We start from the raw sequence: 17,011 nt of genomic DNA on the forward strand, positions 1-17,011 counted from the left end.
TTTCGGGTATACCGTTTCAACCTTAGACACACTTTCTTTATGGTTTTGACATTTTAGTCCCCTTGCCTTTTATGACATTTATGGAAAAGTTTGCTGCATGAGTTTTGTTCACCTGCACCTGCACACCGAATTCTCGCTTATCGATGGCACCTTGCGCATCAAACCGATGCTGGCCGCTGCCAAAGAGCGTGGTTTGCCTGCACTCGCGTTGACCGATCAGGCCAATCTGTTTGCGATGGTCAAGTTTTATGAGGCGGCACGCAAAAGTGGCATCAAGCCGATTCTTGGGGCGGATTGTTTGGTTGTGGACGAACCGGGCAGTACCCCTTATCGCGTCGTGCTTCTGGCGCAGAATAACCTGGGATTCCGGCATCTGACCGAGCTGCTTTCTCGTGGCTATTGCGAAGGGCAAATTCAGGATCGCCCCATGTTGCGGCGCGAATGGCTGACACAGGAACAGTGCGCGGGGCTGATCGCTTTAAGTGGCGGGCATCTGGGCGAAATCGGTCAGCTATTGCTGCATGGCAAGGCGCGTGAGCGCAAGGCGGCGATTAAATTCTGGACTGAGCGATTTCCTGATCGCTTCTATCTTGAACTGACCCGTTGCGGTCGCCCGGACGAAGAAAAATACCTGCACGCTGCCGTCGAGTTGGCCGAACAAGCGCAGTTACCTGTTGTGGCCACCAACGACGTGCGTTTTTTAGATCAGGAAAACTTCGAGGCGCATGAAGTGCGGGTCTGTATTCAGCAGGGGCGCGTCCTAGATGATCCGCGTCGCCCGCACGATTACACCGCGCTTCAATACTTACGCCCCGCCGATGAGATGCAGGCGCTCTTTGCCGACATTCCCGAAGCGATTGAGAACAGCCTGGCGGTCGCAGAGCGCTGCAATGTGACGTTGCAGCTCGGCAAGAATTTTTTGCCCAACTTCCCGACGCCCAATGGCGAAACGGAAGCCGATTATCTGCGCACACTGAGCGAGCAGGGCTTGGCTCATCGGTTCGAACGTGTGCCCGCCGAACAGCATGAAGCGTATCGGGAACGGCTCAATATCGAGCTGGACGTGATTATCCAGATGGGCTTTTCGGGCTATTTTTTGATCGTGGCCGACTTCATCCAGTGGGCAAAGCGACAGGGCATTCCCGTGGGGCCGGGTCGCGGTTCTGGTGCGGGTTCGCTGGTGGCCTGGGCGCTGCTGATTACCGATATCGACCCGATTCCCTACGATCTGCTGTTCGAACGGTTTTTGAACCCCGAGCGGGTCTCGATGCCCGATTTTGATATCGACTTTTGCATGGAAGGCCGTGACCGGGTGATCGATTACGTGGCCGAACGCTATGGCCGTGCAGCGGTATCGCAAATCGCCACGCACGGCACCATGGCGGCCAAAGCGGTGGTGCGGGATGTCGGGCGGGTCATGAGTTATCCCTACGGTTTTGTCGATCGGATTGCCAAACTCATTCCGATGAAGCCGGGGCTGGATGTGACGCTCGAAGACGCATTGGGTCGCACCGAGCGTTCGCAGAAAGAACAGGAACGGTTTTCGCAGGAATTCCGTGATCTTTATGAGCGTGACGAAGAAGTCCGTGCCATCGTCGATATGGGTATGGCGCTGGAGGGCTTGTCTCGAAACGTCGGCAAGCATGCCGGTGGCGTGGTCATCGCGCCGAGCAAGCTGACCGACTTCACGCCGATGTATTGCGAATCGAACGGTGCTTCGGCTGCCTCCCAGCTCGATAAAGATGACGTCGAAGCCGTAGGCCTCGTCAAGTTCGACTTTCTGGGGCTGCGCAATCTCACCATCATCGACTGGGCTTTGGGCTCAATCAATGCCACGCGCCAGAAAGTCGGCAAGGAACCGGTCGATATCACGGTCATCCCACTGGATGACAAGCCCAGCTTCAACCTACTCAAGCGCTGCGAAACCACCGCGGTATTCCAGCTTGAATCGCGCGGCATGAAGGATCTGATTCGCCGACTGCAACCGGATACCTTCGAAGACATCATCGCCTTGGTAGCACTGTTCCGACCGGGCCCATTGCAATCGGGCATGGTGGACGATTTCATCCTGCGCAAAAAAGGCGAGCAGAAGATCGAGTACCTGCATCCCTGGCTCACCGATGTGCTCAAGCCGACCTACGGCGTCATTGTCTACCAAGAACAGGTGATGCAGATCGCGCAGATTCTGGCGGGCTACACGCTCGGCGGTGCGGATTTGCTGCGGCGAGCGATGGGCAAGAAAAAACCCGAGGAGATGGCCAAGCAGCGGGAAATTTTCCTTGAAGGCGCCAAATCCAAGCAAGTGGATCCGACTCAGGCCGGTTACATCTTCGATTTGATGGAAAAGTTCGCCGGTTATGGTTTTAACAAATCGCACTCGGCGGCTTACGCACTGGTGGCCTATCAAACCGCTTGGCTCAAGGCGCATTACCCGGCGCACTTCATGGCCGCCGTGCTTTCGGCCGATATGGATAACACCGATAAAATCGTCGGCTTGATCGGCGAATGCCAGCGCATGGGGCTTAACGTCATCCCGCCGGATGTAAACCACTGCGCCTACAAGTTCCAGGCACTGGATGAACACACCGTGGTTTATGGTTTGGGCGCCATCAAGGGCGTGGGCGAGGGCGTGATTCAGAAAATCGTCGAGGAGCGCCAAGCGGGTGCGCCGTTTGTCGACATGAACGACTTCTGTCATCGCGTCGGCAGCCAGGCGTTGAACAAACGCGTGCTCGAAGCGATGGTGCTGGCAGGCGCGCTGGATACCTTAGGGCCAAACCGCGCGAGTTTGTTTGCTCATATTCCCGATGCCATGAAGGCGGCAAGCCAGATTCAGGCGGCAGAGGCCGCAGGCATGGGCGATCTGTTCGGAGGCTTCGATGCGCCGGAAACGGCCATTCGCGTGCCGATCCCAGCGCTTGAGCCTTGGCCGGATGCCGAGCAGTTGCGCAAGGAAAAAGACACGTTGGGGCTGTATCTCACCGGCCACCCGATTCACGCATTCCGCGACGAACTCAAGAGCTTGGTTTCCGACACGCTATCTGGCCTGCTCGACAAGCTGGATATCCCCGCGCCGGGCACCTTCCCTAAAGGCGTGCCGGTCACGGTGGCAGGGTTGGCCATCGCCGAGCGCATCGTGCGCCAGCAAAACGGTGATCGGCAGTTGTTCCTGACGCTCGATGATGGCGAAGGCCGCTGCGAAGTGCGTATCACCGGCGATGAAATCGACCGGATCAGCGCGCAGGTTGAACGCGATCAACTGGTGATCGTCGAAGGCGATGCGGTATTCGATAACTTCAGCGGCGGCATACGCGTGCGCTGCAAACGTCTGCTTGTGCTGGAACAGGCGCGACTGGAAAAAGCACGCGGGATTTTTCTAGAGTTCGCCGCAGACTGCAATGCGGCAAAAGCGCAGGCACTCATCGAACGTATGCGCCCGATGCGCTGCGATGGCGTACCCTTGAGTTGCCGAGTCTATTCGGACATGGCCAAAGCGGTCGTTCGTCTTGGCCCCGAATGGCAAATAGCGCCGACGGATGACAACATGCAGGCCATCCGTTCCGCGCCCGGGGTGCAGAGCGCGCGTGTTTTATATCAACGTTAAAAACGTGGAATAACCGAACTTTTACAAGGTTTAACCCTCGGCGCGTTACACTATTCCAATCCAGCCGGACACATTCAGTACGGTTGGCTATTTTCAATCACAGGAGCTTTTTGACATGCAAATTGACCATCATGACCTCGCCCATGAATTCCCGGAACACAAAGATCGTATTCATACGTTGAAAATGGAAAACAAGCATTTCGCAAATTTGTTTAATAAGTACCACACAATCAACAACGAAATCGAACAAGCAGAAAAGAACGATTTGCCGATCAGCGATGAGCATGCTGAAACGCTGAAAAAACAGCGCCTTGAGCTTAAAGATCAACTGTATGCCATGTTGATTTCCTAAGCAGGAATTCATTCCTGAACGCCATTTGCAACCATGCCACTTGATGGTTACTTATTCCTTGAGGAAGCGTTCCTCGGCTGATCCCCGAAGCTAGGCTTGTGCGGGTTGAGGAATCTGCACAAATTCAGTTTTTTTTGGGGGCATTACCCAACCAAGGATTTTTTCCCGGTGACCGGAAACAGCGGCGAGATAAATGTGGATACAGGGATCAAAGAGCGCATCTCACGGACTGAATAGTCATTGGGGTCCTGTCCCATTTTCACAAGCGGTTGTAAAAAAACTAAAAATTCTGATCTTGTTTGGTGAGTCTAGGTCGCATCCGTGGATTGTAGAACCGCTCGATATAAAGAGATTTTCTGTTCTGCTGCAAAATAATCGAAAAAAAACCCCGTCTTAAAAGGCGGGGTTTTTGCTCGGCATTCCAGTTATGAATTACTGGGTGTCTTTTGCTTTGACTTTGCCTACGCTGACATTACCAATGCTGGCGGCTTTTTCAACGACGAAAGGCGTGCCTTTATAGCAGTCTTTCATGCAGCGTTGGTTGGCCGTGTCTGGACCACTGTTCGTAACATACAGTGGTTCTCCAGGCATCTTGATCTTTGGTAACGATGTTTTGTCGCAAACAAAATCATCACCCACGCCAGGGATGCTTGCCAGGTTCATGACGTAGCAGGTGACCGAGTAGGCTTCATCAACAGACAGGGTGCCAGGCGCATAGAAAGGCATATGACGGTGAATCATATCCATCAGCGTTGGTGCATTGCCCCAGTTGTTGTTGATACCGCGGTTACTTACCGCATCTACGCCAGCTTTCGCTGAGGCTTCGAACTGGTCAACGGGGTCGCCGACCATTTTTGGATAGCCGTGAGCGCCTTCACCGAAGTCACCGTGGCACATGGCACACTGTTCGGTGTAGATTTTCTCACCAGCGGTCACCGTTCCCTTGCCATCTGGCAGGTTGGTACCGTCGTAGAAGTAAGAGATGTCCCAAGGCTTGATGGCTGCGTTGGTGATGTTCATCCCTACGCCTTCTACTTTAGGTGCACCTTTCAGGGCAGAGGCATCGTAGGCGAATGCATTTGCACTCAGGGTCAGAGCAACGGCGGTTGTAGCAAGCCCAAGGCTCCAATTAAACGTTTTCGATTTGGACATTCTTCACCTCGCCAGTCTTCTCAATCTTCCAGACCTGAATTGAATTCTTGTGATAGATGCTGTTAAAGCCACGAACTTCACGTAACTGTTTCAGCGTAGGTTGAACGTAACCGGTTTCGTCGGTTGCGCGGCTCATGATCAGCGCTTCTTGACCATCCCATTCGAAAGGGAGAGTGAACTTGGTTACGCACTTGTTGAGCACAGGCTCGACCAAGTTGGCTTGTTTCCAGTTTTTGCCGCCATCAACGGAGACGTCAACGTGGGCAATTTTGCCGTAACCAGACCATGCAATCCCACGAATCTCGTAGGTGCCTTTGCCATTCATCTTGAAATCAGGGCAAGGGTAGTTGATGACTGAGTTCGCTTCATTAACCAAGTCGTACTGACGAACCATGCCGTTTGGCAAAACTTCGATGTAGTGTTTGGTTTCTTGGTACGTTACCAGTGGCTTGTCAACGAACATCAACCGACGAAGGTACTTGGTGGAGATGTTGGCTTCAAAACCTGGGATGAACAGACGGATCGGGTAACCGTTCTCTGGACGCAGCGCTTCGCCGTTCTGGGCGTAGCACACCATCGCATCGCGGTAATGGTTGGTGTATTCCGGCGGAATTGGACGACCATGTTGATCGACGGCACCTTCCATGGGAACGGAACGTTGCAGCGCCGAGCCATCGGTGCCTTCGCCATAGAACCAGGTGGCTTTGGGGTCTACGCCAACCATTTCCATAAGGGTGGTCAACTTAACACCGGTCCATTCTGAGCAGCTCATCATGCCGTGTGTGAATTGCATGGAGTCCATCTGAACACCGCGCCACTCCATTGCACCATTTGCAGGGCATTCGAGGAAGTGAATGGCAGTGTGTGAAGGCAGGCGCTTGAGATCATCAACCGTGAAGATCATTGGCTGTTTGACCATGCCATGAACTACGAGGTGATGCTTGCTTGGATCAACATCCACCGCACCTGCGTGGTAACGTTCGAAATGCAGGCCGTTCGGGGTGATAATCCCGTGCAGGTCTTGCCAGGGTGTGAAGCTGATTGATGCGATGGTATCCGCAGTCAGCCAACCGACGTTACGCCGAACCACACCACTTTCGTATTTGGAGGGTAAGCCATAAGGAACGGAAACAACGCCCCGGCCCAGCATGTGGCGGGTGGGTTCGTTTTTCAACGGTGTGGTCCAAGTTTTCAGACCATCACCTGCATTGGCTGCGCTGGTTGCGGCGATGGCTGCGCCACCGGCTGCCAAAGCAACGCTCTTTCGCAGGAACTTGCGACGATCGCTCGACGCTTCGCCTGCTTTTTTCGTACCTTCTGGTACGGTGTTAATCATATTTTCTGACATTGCTCACTCCTGCACTGTAGGCAATTGCAAGGATCTTTTTAAGGGATCCACCCGGCAAAAAACCATTCTCCGACAACGGTATTTTGCACGCTGTTTTCTAACGTAAGAAATTCACGCTTTCAACGAGACTCGGCATTCTTCATGGTTCTTCATCATTGGTCAATCAATCTGTATTGATTTACGATCACAAAATTCGATCATGAAATTTTCGAGCCCATAGAATCTACATCAGGTGCCACTAATATACAATGTGAACCTGCCCTTGGTGTTTCTATAGGGCACTAAAACTTATCAATGGGAGACGCTGGCGTTCGTGCATTGAGCATGTGTTCTGCGGATCTGAAAGAATCAAAGGCAATTTATGAAAATTTCGGTTCAGACCGAGGATTTTGATGTGAATTCGGTGCTGGCAGAGCTCCGGGGGCGCTGCGCACACGTGGGGGCGGTGGCCTGCTTTCTGGGTACGGTTCGTGACATGAACGATGCGCGTGATGTGGCCGTGCTGACGCTGGAGCACTACCCGGGCATGACGGAGCGCGCGCTTGAGCGTGTGGCCACAGAAGCGAAATCCCGATGGCCAGTTGCGGGTGTGACGATCGTTCATCGTTATGGCGCTTTGTTTCCGAGTGATCAGATCGTCTTGGTTGCTGTGGCCAGCGCACACCGCCACGATGCGCTTGATGCCTGCGCTTTCATGATGGATTACCTCAAAACGCATGCTCCTTTCTGGAAGAAGGAAACCGATTCTTCCGGTGCAACCTGTTGGGTGGATGCCCGAGAGAGCGATGCGGTGGCTCGGGCACGCTGGTTTGCCGATTTCGATCCGCCCGCAGTTGAGCCCTTAGTGGAGTAATTGCCACTGTTTATCGATTCTCTTCCGGTTGAGCGTTTTTCCTGTGCGAGGACTTATTTTGCAAGCCATTGATCGTACGCAGCGTCAATTGATTGAGCAGTTGGCACCGATTACCGAATCTGAACTGATTCCGCTGGAGACCGCACTGGGGCGGTTTCTTGCGGAAGACGTTTATGCCGAGCAGGATGTACCCGCCAGTGATATTAGCCTGTTTGATGGTTATGCCTTGAGTGCACCTTCTGCTTGCGGTTCATCGCGCCAAGTGGCAGGGGTGACTTATGCGGGTGATGCGCCAGCCGTTCTGCCGGAAGGAGATTTTGTCTGGCGGATATTTACCGGGGCGCCGTTACCTGATGGAGCGAATGCCGTCATCGCCCAGGAGTCCGTTACGAGCTCCGATGGCCGCGCCGTGATACTGCACGAGAGTATGTCTGTGGGCGCGGGTGTGCGGCCAAAAGGTGCCGATAGTCGTCGTGGTCAGCGGGTGCTGTGTGCTGGGACCCGTTTGGATGCGGCCGAGCTTGGTTTGCTGGCATCCATTGGCTGTGCGCAGATCCTGGTCGTTCGCAAACCGCGAGTCGCCATTTTTACGACGGGCAACGAGTTGGTCGCGCCCGGAGAGCCTCTGGAGCCGGGCAAGATTTACAACAGTAACCACATTATTCTGGTTTCTGCGTTGACGCGTCTCGGTGTCGAGATTGTTGATCTGGGCGTCTTGCCGGATGAAGCATCCGCCATCCGCACGGCGCTGTTGGCGGCAGCAAAGCACGTTGATCTGGTGCTGACTTCCGGTGGCGTATCTGTCGGGGATGCTGATCTGGTCCGGCAGGTGGTCTCCGAGATCGGCACGATCGAGTCGTGGCGCGTTTTCCTCAAGCCAGGCAAACCGTTGGCTTTCGGCCGGATCGGATCGGTGCCGTTCATTGGTTTGCCCGGTAACCCTGTCTCTACTTTTGTGACCTTTTTCCTGTTCGTTCGTCCGGCATTGCGTGCGCTGGCAGGCGGCGATCCTCAGATCGACCGGCCGCCGCTCAATCTGCCGCTGGCTCAGGACTGGGTGGCGGGTGATCGCCCGGAGTTCATCCGCGTGCGGCGCGAGCGAGCAGCTTCGGGCGAAACGCGATTACAGCCGTTTGGAGACCAGAATTCGGGCCTGTTGAGTTCGATTGCTTGGGCGGATGGCGTGGCCCTGATCCCAGCCGATCGCACACTGATGTGTGGCGACATGGTCGATTATTTTCCCTTTGAAGGATGGTATCTGTGAGCAATCAGCAATTAACCCATATCGATGAAACGGGTGCCGCACGTATGGTGGATGTGGGTGAGAAACCCCATACGGAACGTGTGGCTTTGGCGGAGTCGTTTATCCGCATGCAGCCTGCAACCCTGGCATTGATTCTTTCCGGCGGCCACAAGAAGGGCGATGTGCTGGCTGTGGCTCGCGTTGCCGGCATTATGGCCGCCAAAAAAACCTGGGATTTGATCCCGATGTGCCACCCACTATTGCTGACCAAGGTTGCGGTTACCTTGACGCCCGATGAGCAGAACCACGGTATTCACATCCTCGCGGAGTGCCGCCTGAGCGGGCAAACCGGCGTGGAGATGGAGGCACTCACGGCTGCTTCTGTGGCGGCGTTGACGCTCTACGACATGTGCAAGGCAGTGGACCGCGGCATGGTGATCGAATACACCCGTTTGCTGGAAAAGCATGGCGGGAAAACCGGCTCTTGGGTGCGCTGAGAACGATGGGCGCCTGTATTCGTATGGTTTTTTAAGACATAGCGCTTGAATTGCGCTTTTTTTGCAGCTATCGTTATGTCCAATGATACCCAGCGAACTCCTGCACGAGTAAGCAAGTCGTTGAACGCTCAGAACTCCGACCTCTGAGCATTCCTACGCATCGGCAGCCAATTTAATGGCGTCGATATCGTTGTCCACTGGTCACGTCTGGTTTGATCGGTGATGGCTGTTTAGGGAACCTCTGATTGAATCCCTCGTGAGCCGAGTTGCTGGTCCAAAAGCCGCAAAACGAGGCAGAGGCCGAAGGTCGTAGTTTACGCTACGATGCCAAGGCCGATAACGACGTGTTGCGTCTTTTGGGCAGCAACCCTCGTGGGACGGGCTTTTGAGGGCGATTCGCTGTGTTGCGCCGCTCACGAATGGAATAACCATTCGTTTCGCGCCGCGCCTTGCGACTCATCCCTCAAAAGCCCGTCTCGGCCACGAAGGATTTAATCAGAGGTTCCTTAGGATTCGAAAGGTTTAACTATGTCAAATTTGGTGGACCCATTCGGTCGCACAATCGATTATCTGCGACTGTCGGTTACGGACCGTTGCGATTTGCGTTGCTTCTACTGCATGCCAGAAGGGTTTAACGACTTCGAGGTGCCTGAACACTGGTTGACGGCTGATGAAATCGAACGATTGCTGGGCGTGATGGCCGAGATGGGTCTGCGCCGGGTGCGTATCACCGGTGGCGAGCCGTTGGTGCGCCGCGGGATCGAGGACATCGTTCGTCGTATTGATGCGCTGCCCGGTATCCGTGATATTGCGCTTTCCACCAATGCCACCCGTTTGGGCAAAATGGCCGCGCCGTTGAAGGCAGCGGGGGTCGACAGGATCAACGTGAGCCTCGATACGCTGGATGCCGACCGTTTCAAGCAGATCACCCAAGGCAAACTCAGCAAGGTGATCGACGGTTTGATGGCTGCCAAGGATGCGGGGCTGTCGCCCATCAAGCTCAACATGGTCGTGATGAAAGGCGTCAATGAGGACGACGTCGAATCGGTGCTGGAATTTTGCATCGAACATGGTTTCGTGCTGCGCATGATCGAAACCATGCCGATGGGTGATACCGGACGGGATGCGCTGGATCATTACATCAGTCTGCAAACCATCAAGCAGCGACTTTCCGAGCGTTATCCGTTGATTCCGGTGATCAATCCGGTCGATGGAGCCGGGCCTGCCCGTTACCTGCAAATAGCGGGTACGGATACCCAGGTCGGGTTCATCACGCCCATGTCCGAGCATTTCTGCGGTACCTGCAATCGGGTTCGGTTGTCGGTGGATGGCACCATGTATATGTGCCTTGGGCAGGAACACAACTTTTCGTTCCGCCCCCTGCTGCGCAATGGTATCCCCGATGATGAGCTCAAAGAAGCCATCATTTCGGCCATCGGCCTGAAGCCCGAGCGGCACGAGTTTCAGGACAAGCCGGAAAAAGTCATTCGCTTCATGTCAATGACCGGTGGCTGATATCCACCCAGGTCCTTCTCACGTCACATCGGAAAGAGCACAAAAGGGAAGCTAGAAAAACTCGTCATTCCCGCGTGGGCGGGAATCCAGCGCCTTGATTTTTCTGGGTTCCTGCTTTCGCGAGAACGACGAATCACGGGTATTTCGAGGTGCCCAATAATCTCAAGATTCTTCCGTGCGGGTGTTTTCGATCAGGCGTTCTGCCAGCTTATTCCCGTTGTTCAGGCAGTCGCCGACCGCGATGCCGCCCCGCCAATTCCCGTTCAGGCTCAATCCCGGTAGTGCGGTTAGCCGCTGGGAAATCTTCTCTTGTAATTCAAGATAGCCAATCTCGTATTGCGGAATGGCCTGTTGCCAACGTTTCACGCGCAAGAATTCAGGCTTGCCCTTGATGCCGAGCAGCGGCGATAGATCACCCAGAACACGATCCAAGAGTTCTTGATCGTCCCCTTGTGCCGCTTCCGGGTGCTTGCGTCCGCCGATAAAGGCAGAAAGGAGTACTTTGCCCGCCGGCGTGCGATCCGGAAATAGCGTCGAGGAGAACAGAACGCCCAAGGTGCGTTTTTTCTCCTTGGAAGGCAGCAGCAAGCCAAACCCATCCAGTGGATGCGCTACTTCAGACCGATCGAACCCCATGACGACGGATGTGACGGGCGGGTATTCAATGGCAGCCAGCGTTTCGGCCAGTGGACCATCGACTTCGCCAAGCAATTGAGCGCTGACATGCGCGGGTGTGCTCAATATGAGTTGTCTGGTATGGAAGGTTTTACCTTGAACTGTTTTCACGGACCAACCGCCCTCGGGCAGCCGCTGGATGTTGGTGATGGCAGAGTCCAGCTGGATGTTGCCCCGGCCCGAAGACGTGATGGCTGTTGCCAGTGCGTCGGTGAGTGTTTGTAGCCCTCGCTTGAAACTGAACAGTTTGCCCTTCGCAGGCAGGGTGACCGGAGCCGGGTTGGCTTTGGCTGCTTTCATTTTTGCTATGCCGCCGCGAATCAGAGAGCCTGACTCTTGTTCAAAAGCATAGATTTTAGGAATAGCTGCCTGCACGGAAAGTCGGTTCGGATCGCCCGCATACACGCCCGAAACGAAGGGATCGACAGCCCAGTCGAGAAAGCCTTGGCCCAGGCGTCGTCGCACGAATTCGGCTATGGTCTCTTCCTTGTTGACGGGTTTTATCCAGGCTTCGCGCGCCAGGTGCCACAGATCGCCCATGCTGAAAAGCGGGCTGGTGAGCAGTTCTAAGGGGCTCCCCGGCAACGCCACGGGGTGGCCGTTTTTGGCTACGAATCGCTTTTTGGCCACCGTGTTGGCTTCGATGATTTCGCTAACCAGATCAAGCGCGCTCATCAGTGCGGCCATTTCCGGTGTTTGCACCAGGCTGTTGGGCCCGAGTTCGCGTAACCAGCCGTCCTCTTCTATGCTTCCCACGGCGCCGCCTACGCGAGAGGTCGCTTCCAATACAGTGACCGTTTTGCCCATTCTGGAGAGGTGGTAAGCGGTTGCCAGACCACTGATGCCGCCACCGATGACGAGATAAGGACAATTGATTGGTTCTGAAGCGTTCGAATGGGTATTCACGAAGCGGACGTCCTATAAGATGGTTATGACCAGAAGTGTTTAAGTTGCCGATACACGGTTTGAGTATATCTTGAGGTCATTGCATTCGAGTGTTGGTCGATAAACTTTTAAAAGGGTAGGGAATATGACGACGATAGCGAATCGAGATCAGTCAAAAGAGGTCGTTATCCTGGGCGGTACGGGATTTGTCGGTCGTGTGCTGGCCTCTTTGTTGAGTCAACAGGGGTATTCGGTGACGATTCCGACCCGACATGCCGCGCGCCATCGTGATATGGCTCTCATGCGCGGGGTGCGTTTGATCGGCGGTACGCCTGCCGCTGCGGACATGGCCAATGATCGTCGTGAGGAAAACTGGCAAGAGGTTTTGTCTGAAGGTTCGATTCTGATCAATCTGATCGGAATTCTCAACGAGCCACGACATAATGGTGAGGGGTTCGAGCAGGCTCATGTCCACACCACACAAGTAGCGCTCAAGGCGGCTGCAAAAGCGGGCGTCAAACGTTATCTGCACATGAGCGCACTCGGTGCGGATGCGAATAATGGCGGCAGTTTTTATCTGCGAAGCAAGGGAAAAGCCGAGGATTGGGCACATGAGTTTGGCGAACAGCAGGGAATTGCGGTTACGAGTTTTCGGCCGTCGGTTATTTTTGGTCCGCAGGATTCATTTCTCAATCGGTTTGCCCAATTAGCGCGGCTCATACCCGGCGTATTCCCACTGGCTTGTGCCGATTCGCGGTTTGCCCCCGTGTATGTCGGGGATGTGGCGGATCAGTTCATGGCGGCAATGACGGATACTTCTACCATTGGTAAGCGCATCGATTTGTGCGGCCCCACCGAATATCGGTTGCGTGAATTGGTCGCTTATGCGGCCAAAACTTCGGGTCATCCCCGTCTGGTGATCGGCCTGCCGGACTGGGCTGCGCGATTGCAGGCTAGAGTCCTTGAATGGGTGCCGGGGCAGCCGTTTACCCGCGACAACTATGATTCCTTGCAGACACCGAGTGTGTGTGCCGAAGGTTGCCCGCACCAGACTACTCGACTTGAACGCATTGCGCCGGGGTATCTCGGTAAATAGACAGGCGTGGGACGGGTGAAAATGAATTTTGCTTACTCAGGTTCACCTTAATTTGCAGGATGTTGAAAAAGTCCGTTCCTGCCCTTTTTCAAGGCGTCACGCCCGACACATTTCCGTGCGTAGCTTAGCTAAATCAGGTACTTGCGTATTTTATTTGAGCGTGAGGCAACCCCTGATCACCCGTTTTTCAACGGCCTGTTAGCGGTAATGATATGATTCCGCCATTGGTGATCAATTAATTTGTTGAGGGTGTTGTCATGTCTAATGATTCGGTGGCGAAACCGCGAGGCGCGGTAAAACATTTCGAGAGCGGGTTCGAGCATTTCCTGTTCGCCAGCAGGTGGTTGATGGCACCGATTTATCTCGGACTTGTCGTGGCGATGGGTGTCCTGCTGATGAAGTTTGGCAAGGAGATATGGCATCTGGTTACCCATGTGACCTCTATGGACGAAGGTCAGGTGATTGTCGGCGTCTTGACGCTGGTGGATGTATCCCTGTTGATGAACCTGTTGATCATTATCATGTTCTCCGGTTACGAAAACTTTGTCTCCAAGATGGAAGATCTTCATGCGCATGCAGATCGGCCGGACTGGATGGGCTCGATCGGTTTCAGTGACCTCAAGATCAAGTTGATCGGCTCGATGGTGGCGATTTCGGGGATCGAGCTGCTTAAGGCGTTCATGAACGTTGATATATTGACCGACCGCCATCTGGCTTGGTTGGTGGGTATCCATGTCACGTTCCTTCTCTCCGGTCTGATTTTCGCCATTATGGAAAAACTCCAGGGCGGAGAGCACTGAACTTGCGGTAAGGTTTTTCAGCGATGCTTTTGGCAATCCAGCAGGCTGCCTATTGAACATGACGCTCAACGATCCCTTGATGTTGCTGCAAAGCTTGGGCGTGGCCCTCGGGATTGGCCTGTTGATCGGGCTTGAGCGTGGTTGGCATGAGCGCAGTGCCGAGGATGGGCGACGGATTGCCGGGGTGCGTACGTTCGGTTTGATCGGACTGACCGGTGGGTTGGCGGGCATACTGTCCACGCATTTCGGCGTCTGGGTGTTGGTGGCCGCATTGTTGGGTTTGTCGGCCATTCTGGTTGCCAGCTATTGGGCCGCAAACCGGCAAGATAACGGGGTCGGGATCACGACGGAAGTCGCCAGTCTGCTCACCTTTATTTTGGGTGCTGCTGCCGTAGCCGGTTATACCTACACCGCCGTGGTGTCTGCCGTGGTTATCACCATTCTTTTGGGTATGAAAGCGATTTTGCATCGCGGCCTACTCAAACTTTCCGAAGCCGAGCTGTTTGCGATCTTCAAGCTCCTGTTGATTGCACTGGTCATCCTGCCGGTGCTGCCCAATGGCGATTTCGGGCCATGGGACGCGCTAAATCCTTTTGTTATCGGCTGGATGATTCTGTTATTGGCCGGGCTGTCGTTTATCGGTTACTTCGCCATGCGCATTCTGGGACCGCAACGGGGTTTGCTTCTGACCAGCGTGTTCGGTGGGCTCGTTTCTTCTACCGCGTTGACGCTGGTATTCTCCCGCTTGGCCCGAAATGGTAGCGGAGTGACGGCGGTCCTTTCGATTGGAATCGTGATTGCATCCGTGACCTTGTTTCCGCGGGTGGTCATTGAGGTTGGTTTAGTCAACCAGGCGCTGGCCATCAAATTGATTCCCGCACTGGGTGGCATGCTGTTGGTCGGGCTCGGTGGTGTCTTGTTATGGTGGCGGTATGGCATCCGCCAGCAAAATAAAGGCATGGATGTGGAGCCTGTTCTGAAAAACCCGCTTGAACTGACGGCTGCGCTGCGTTTCGGTTTGCTGCTGGTGACCATCATGGTGTTTGCACGCGCGATGCAACAAGTGGCAGGGGATGCGGGGATTTATGTACTGGCCGCCATTTCCGGTTTGGCGGATGTAGATGCCTTATCGTTATCCTTGGCCAAAATGGCCGCGGATGCTCAAGTAGCGCCTTCCGTCGCCACTCAGGCGATTGTCTTGGCGATTCTGGTAAACACGACGGTCAAGGCCGCGCTTGCCTATGTGATTGGCGGCAAAGTATTGGGGCTTAGAGTCGCCAGTGTGTTGCTGCCCGCAGTGGCTGTGGGTGGGTTGCTCACTTTGTTTTCGTTTTAATCGCAAAGACGCTGCCGCATCAGTCCATCAAATTTCTTTCAGGCGTCGATGGTGGAAAAAATCCACGTTGACTCTGGAGTGATGCCCAATAAAAAACCTGCCAGTCGGCAGGTTTTTTGGTCTAAGCGGGATGTCGCTTATTTTTCGAGGCGGTTGATCCCGATGGCTCGCATCATGTACTTCTCGTACAGCGGTTCGGACGTGCCTTTCTTCATCTTGCGAATGAAGTATTTCTCGAAGGCGATCTTAGCCAGATGCACCCATTTGCCGGCAGCAAACCAGTTGACATTGCGTGGCGGGATTTGCGGAAGGGCGATGAATGCCGCACCGCGGTCACCGAAGTCAGCCAAACAAATGGCTTGCCAGGTGCCTTTGGAGTCGGGTTCGCCGTGTCCAGTCAACTCGGCTTTGATGTTATGCACAATCGCGGTGACCATGGATTCGATCATGTAGCCGGTTTTCGGCGCGCCAACGGGTACCGGGGTCGGCTCGACCGGAGGTATGGCCACACAAACGCCAGCGGCGAAGATATTTTTGTATTCCGGATTGCGCTGGTATTCGTCGATCTTGACGAAACCTTTAGGGTTGCACATCTCGGTGACGCCCGCCACGCAGTCCACGCCCGCAAAAGAGGGCAACATCATCGAGTGATTAAAGGGCAGTTCGTGTTGTTTGATGACTTCGCCATTGCGGTCAAGCTCGTCGACGAACATCTTGCCGTCTTCAACTTTCGTTGTTTTGGCGTTGGTAATCCATTTGATGTCGTGGGCGCGCAGCTCGGATTCGAGCATGCCGTTGGAATCACCTACGCCGCCCAAACCCAGATGACCGATGTACGGCTCGGCCGTAACAAAGGTGATTGGCACTTTGTTACGGATTTTCTTTTTGCGCAACGCCGTATCAAGAATAAAAACATACTCGTAAGCAGGACCGTAGCAACTGGCTCCGGGCATGGCACCAACGATCACAGGTCCGGGTTTATCGAGCAATTGCTTGAAATTTTCATAACAATGCTCAGCGTGATCAACCGTGCAAATAGACTGAGTGTAGCCGCCATGTGGGCCTGAACCCTCAATGGCAGAGAACATCAACTTCGCGCCGGTAGTGATGATGAGGTAGTCGTAGGTAACGGTTTCACCGTTGGCGAGTTCGAGCCGATTTTCTGTCGGTACTATTTTATCGACGCGTTGGGAAATCAGGTCGATGCCTTTGCGCTCAAGATACGGTGCAAGCGGGAAGGTGATGTCATCGCGGTTACGCCAACCGACAGCAACCCAAGGGTTGGACGGAATGAATTGAAAGTAGGTATCGGCTGTCACAACAGTGACTTTGTGCTCTTTACCCAACTCTTGTCGCACTTCATACGCGGCTGGCATGCCGCCAATGCCCGCGCCAAGAATAACGATATGTGCCATGGTGCTAACTCCTTCGGTGGTGCCTTGGGCCAATCGCCAAGACCAAACTGTCAATTACTTCAGTATCGCGGTGGCTATTGGACGGGCAATGGGGTTTCCATCGGGTGTCCAGCTTTTCTGTTGTTCATTTCTTTTGAGCGCATAGCCAACCAAACGATAGTCGATTCTTGCGCGATTGCCAGTGGTTGGCAAGAAAATTCGGGTCAATTTTTCAATACAACCTGAGTGTGTATTTCTAAC

Annotated in this window: 13 protein-coding genes; 9 read left to right on the forward strand and 4 right to left on the reverse strand. The window is 54.3% G+C overall.

The window, feature by feature from the left end:
* Nucleotides 1-97: 97 nt before the first annotated feature.
* Both dnaE and HNEAP_RS02960 read left to right on the forward strand, forming a co-directional pair.
* Nucleotides 98-3,604, forward strand: a complete 3,507-nt coding sequence (gene dnaE, locus HNEAP_RS02955; RefSeq protein ID WP_012823473.1) for a DNA polymerase III subunit alpha — start codon at nucleotides 98-100, stop codon at nucleotides 3,602-3,604.
* Between the two features lie 115 nt (nucleotides 3,605-3,719).
* The gene (locus HNEAP_RS02960; RefSeq protein WP_012823474.1) at nucleotides 3,720-3,956 is read left to right on the forward strand and encodes an HP1242/YdcH family protein; all 237 of its coding nucleotides are present in this window, start codon (nucleotides 3,720-3,722) and stop codon (nucleotides 3,954-3,956) included.
* A gap of 432 nt (nucleotides 3,957-4,388) precedes the next feature.
* On the opposite strand, the gene HNEAP_RS02965 is transcribed toward HNEAP_RS02960, so the two are convergent.
* Nucleotides 4,389-5,108 carry a c-type cytochrome gene (locus tag HNEAP_RS02965; RefSeq protein WP_012823475.1) on the reverse strand — a complete coding sequence of 240 codons (720 nt, stop codon included), beginning with the start codon at nucleotides 5,106-5,108 and terminating at the stop codon, nucleotides 4,389-4,391.
* Nucleotides 5,086-6,456 (reverse strand): sulfite dehydrogenase, encoded by a 1,371-nt coding sequence (gene soxC, locus HNEAP_RS02970; protein ID WP_012823476.1) that lies wholly within the window; start codon nucleotides 6,454-6,456, stop codon nucleotides 5,086-5,088. The genes HNEAP_RS02965 and soxC overlap by 23 nt, the downstream gene beginning before the upstream one ends.
* 361 nt (nucleotides 6,457-6,817) lie before the next feature.
* On the opposite strand from soxC, the gene HNEAP_RS02975 reads away from it, so the two are divergent.
* The 4 genes from HNEAP_RS02975 to moaA all read left to right on the forward strand — a co-directional run bounded on the left by HNEAP_RS02975 (nucleotide 6,818) and on the right by moaA (nucleotide 10,564).
* The gene (locus tag HNEAP_RS02975) at nucleotides 6,818-7,309 is read left to right on the forward strand and encodes a molybdenum cofactor biosynthesis protein MoaE (RefSeq protein WP_012823477.1); all 492 of its coding nucleotides are present in this window, start codon (nucleotides 6,818-6,820) and stop codon (nucleotides 7,307-7,309) included.
* A gap of 58 nt (nucleotides 7,310-7,367) precedes the next feature.
* Nucleotides 7,368-8,573 (forward strand): molybdopterin molybdotransferase MoeA, encoded by a 1,206-nt coding sequence (locus HNEAP_RS02980; protein WP_012823478.1) that lies wholly within the window; start codon nucleotides 7,368-7,370, stop codon nucleotides 8,571-8,573.
* Nucleotides 8,561-9,049: a cyclic pyranopterin monophosphate synthase MoaC gene (moaC, locus tag HNEAP_RS02985; RefSeq protein WP_041600342.1), complete on the forward strand. Its 489-nt coding sequence runs from the start codon at nucleotides 8,561-8,563 to the stop codon at nucleotides 9,047-9,049. The genes HNEAP_RS02980 and moaC overlap by 13 nt, the downstream gene beginning before the upstream one ends.
* A gap of 528 nt (nucleotides 9,050-9,577) precedes the next feature.
* Entirely contained in the window at nucleotides 9,578-10,564 is a 987-nt protein-coding gene (gene moaA / locus HNEAP_RS02990; protein WP_012823480.1) for a GTP 3',8-cyclase MoaA, read from the forward strand.
* Nucleotides 10,565-10,726: 162 nt separating this feature from the next.
* On the opposite strand, the gene hemG is transcribed toward moaA, so the two are convergent.
* A complete protein-coding gene (gene hemG, locus HNEAP_RS02995; protein WP_012823481.1) occupies nucleotides 10,727-12,145 on the reverse strand; it encodes a protoporphyrinogen oxidase in 1,419 nt (472 codons plus the stop codon).
* Between the two features lie 124 nt (nucleotides 12,146-12,269).
* Between hemG and HNEAP_RS03000 the strand changes: the two genes are divergently transcribed.
* From HNEAP_RS03000 to HNEAP_RS03010, 3 genes are all read left to right on the forward strand, one after another.
* Nucleotides 12,270-13,220: a complex I NDUFA9 subunit family protein gene (locus HNEAP_RS03000; RefSeq protein WP_012823482.1), complete on the forward strand. Its 951-nt coding sequence runs from the start codon at nucleotides 12,270-12,272 to the stop codon at nucleotides 13,218-13,220.
* Between the two features lie 257 nt (nucleotides 13,221-13,477).
* Nucleotides 13,478-14,020, forward strand: coding sequence for a TIGR00645 family protein (locus HNEAP_RS03005; protein ID WP_012823483.1), 543 nt, complete (start codon nucleotides 13,478-13,480; stop codon nucleotides 14,018-14,020).
* 58 nt (nucleotides 14,021-14,078) lie between these two features.
* On the forward strand, nucleotides 14,079-15,356 hold the full coding sequence (locus tag HNEAP_RS03010) for an MgtC/SapB family protein (protein ID WP_012823484.1): 1,278 nt from the start codon (nucleotides 14,079-14,081) through the stop codon (nucleotides 15,354-15,356).
* A 137-nt stretch (nucleotides 15,357-15,493) separates the two neighbouring features.
* On the opposite strand, the gene HNEAP_RS03015 is transcribed toward HNEAP_RS03010, so the two are convergent.
* Nucleotides 15,494-16,771, reverse strand: a complete 1,278-nt coding sequence (locus HNEAP_RS03015) for an NAD(P)/FAD-dependent oxidoreductase (protein WP_012823485.1) — start codon at nucleotides 16,769-16,771, stop codon at nucleotides 15,494-15,496.
* Between the last annotated feature and the right edge of the window lie 240 nt (nucleotides 16,772-17,011).

The organism is Halothiobacillus neapolitanus c2 (genome assembly GCF_000024765.1).
In the GTDB taxonomy this organism is placed as follows: Bacteria; Pseudomonadota; Gammaproteobacteria; order Halothiobacillales; family Halothiobacillaceae; genus Halothiobacillus; species Halothiobacillus neapolitanus.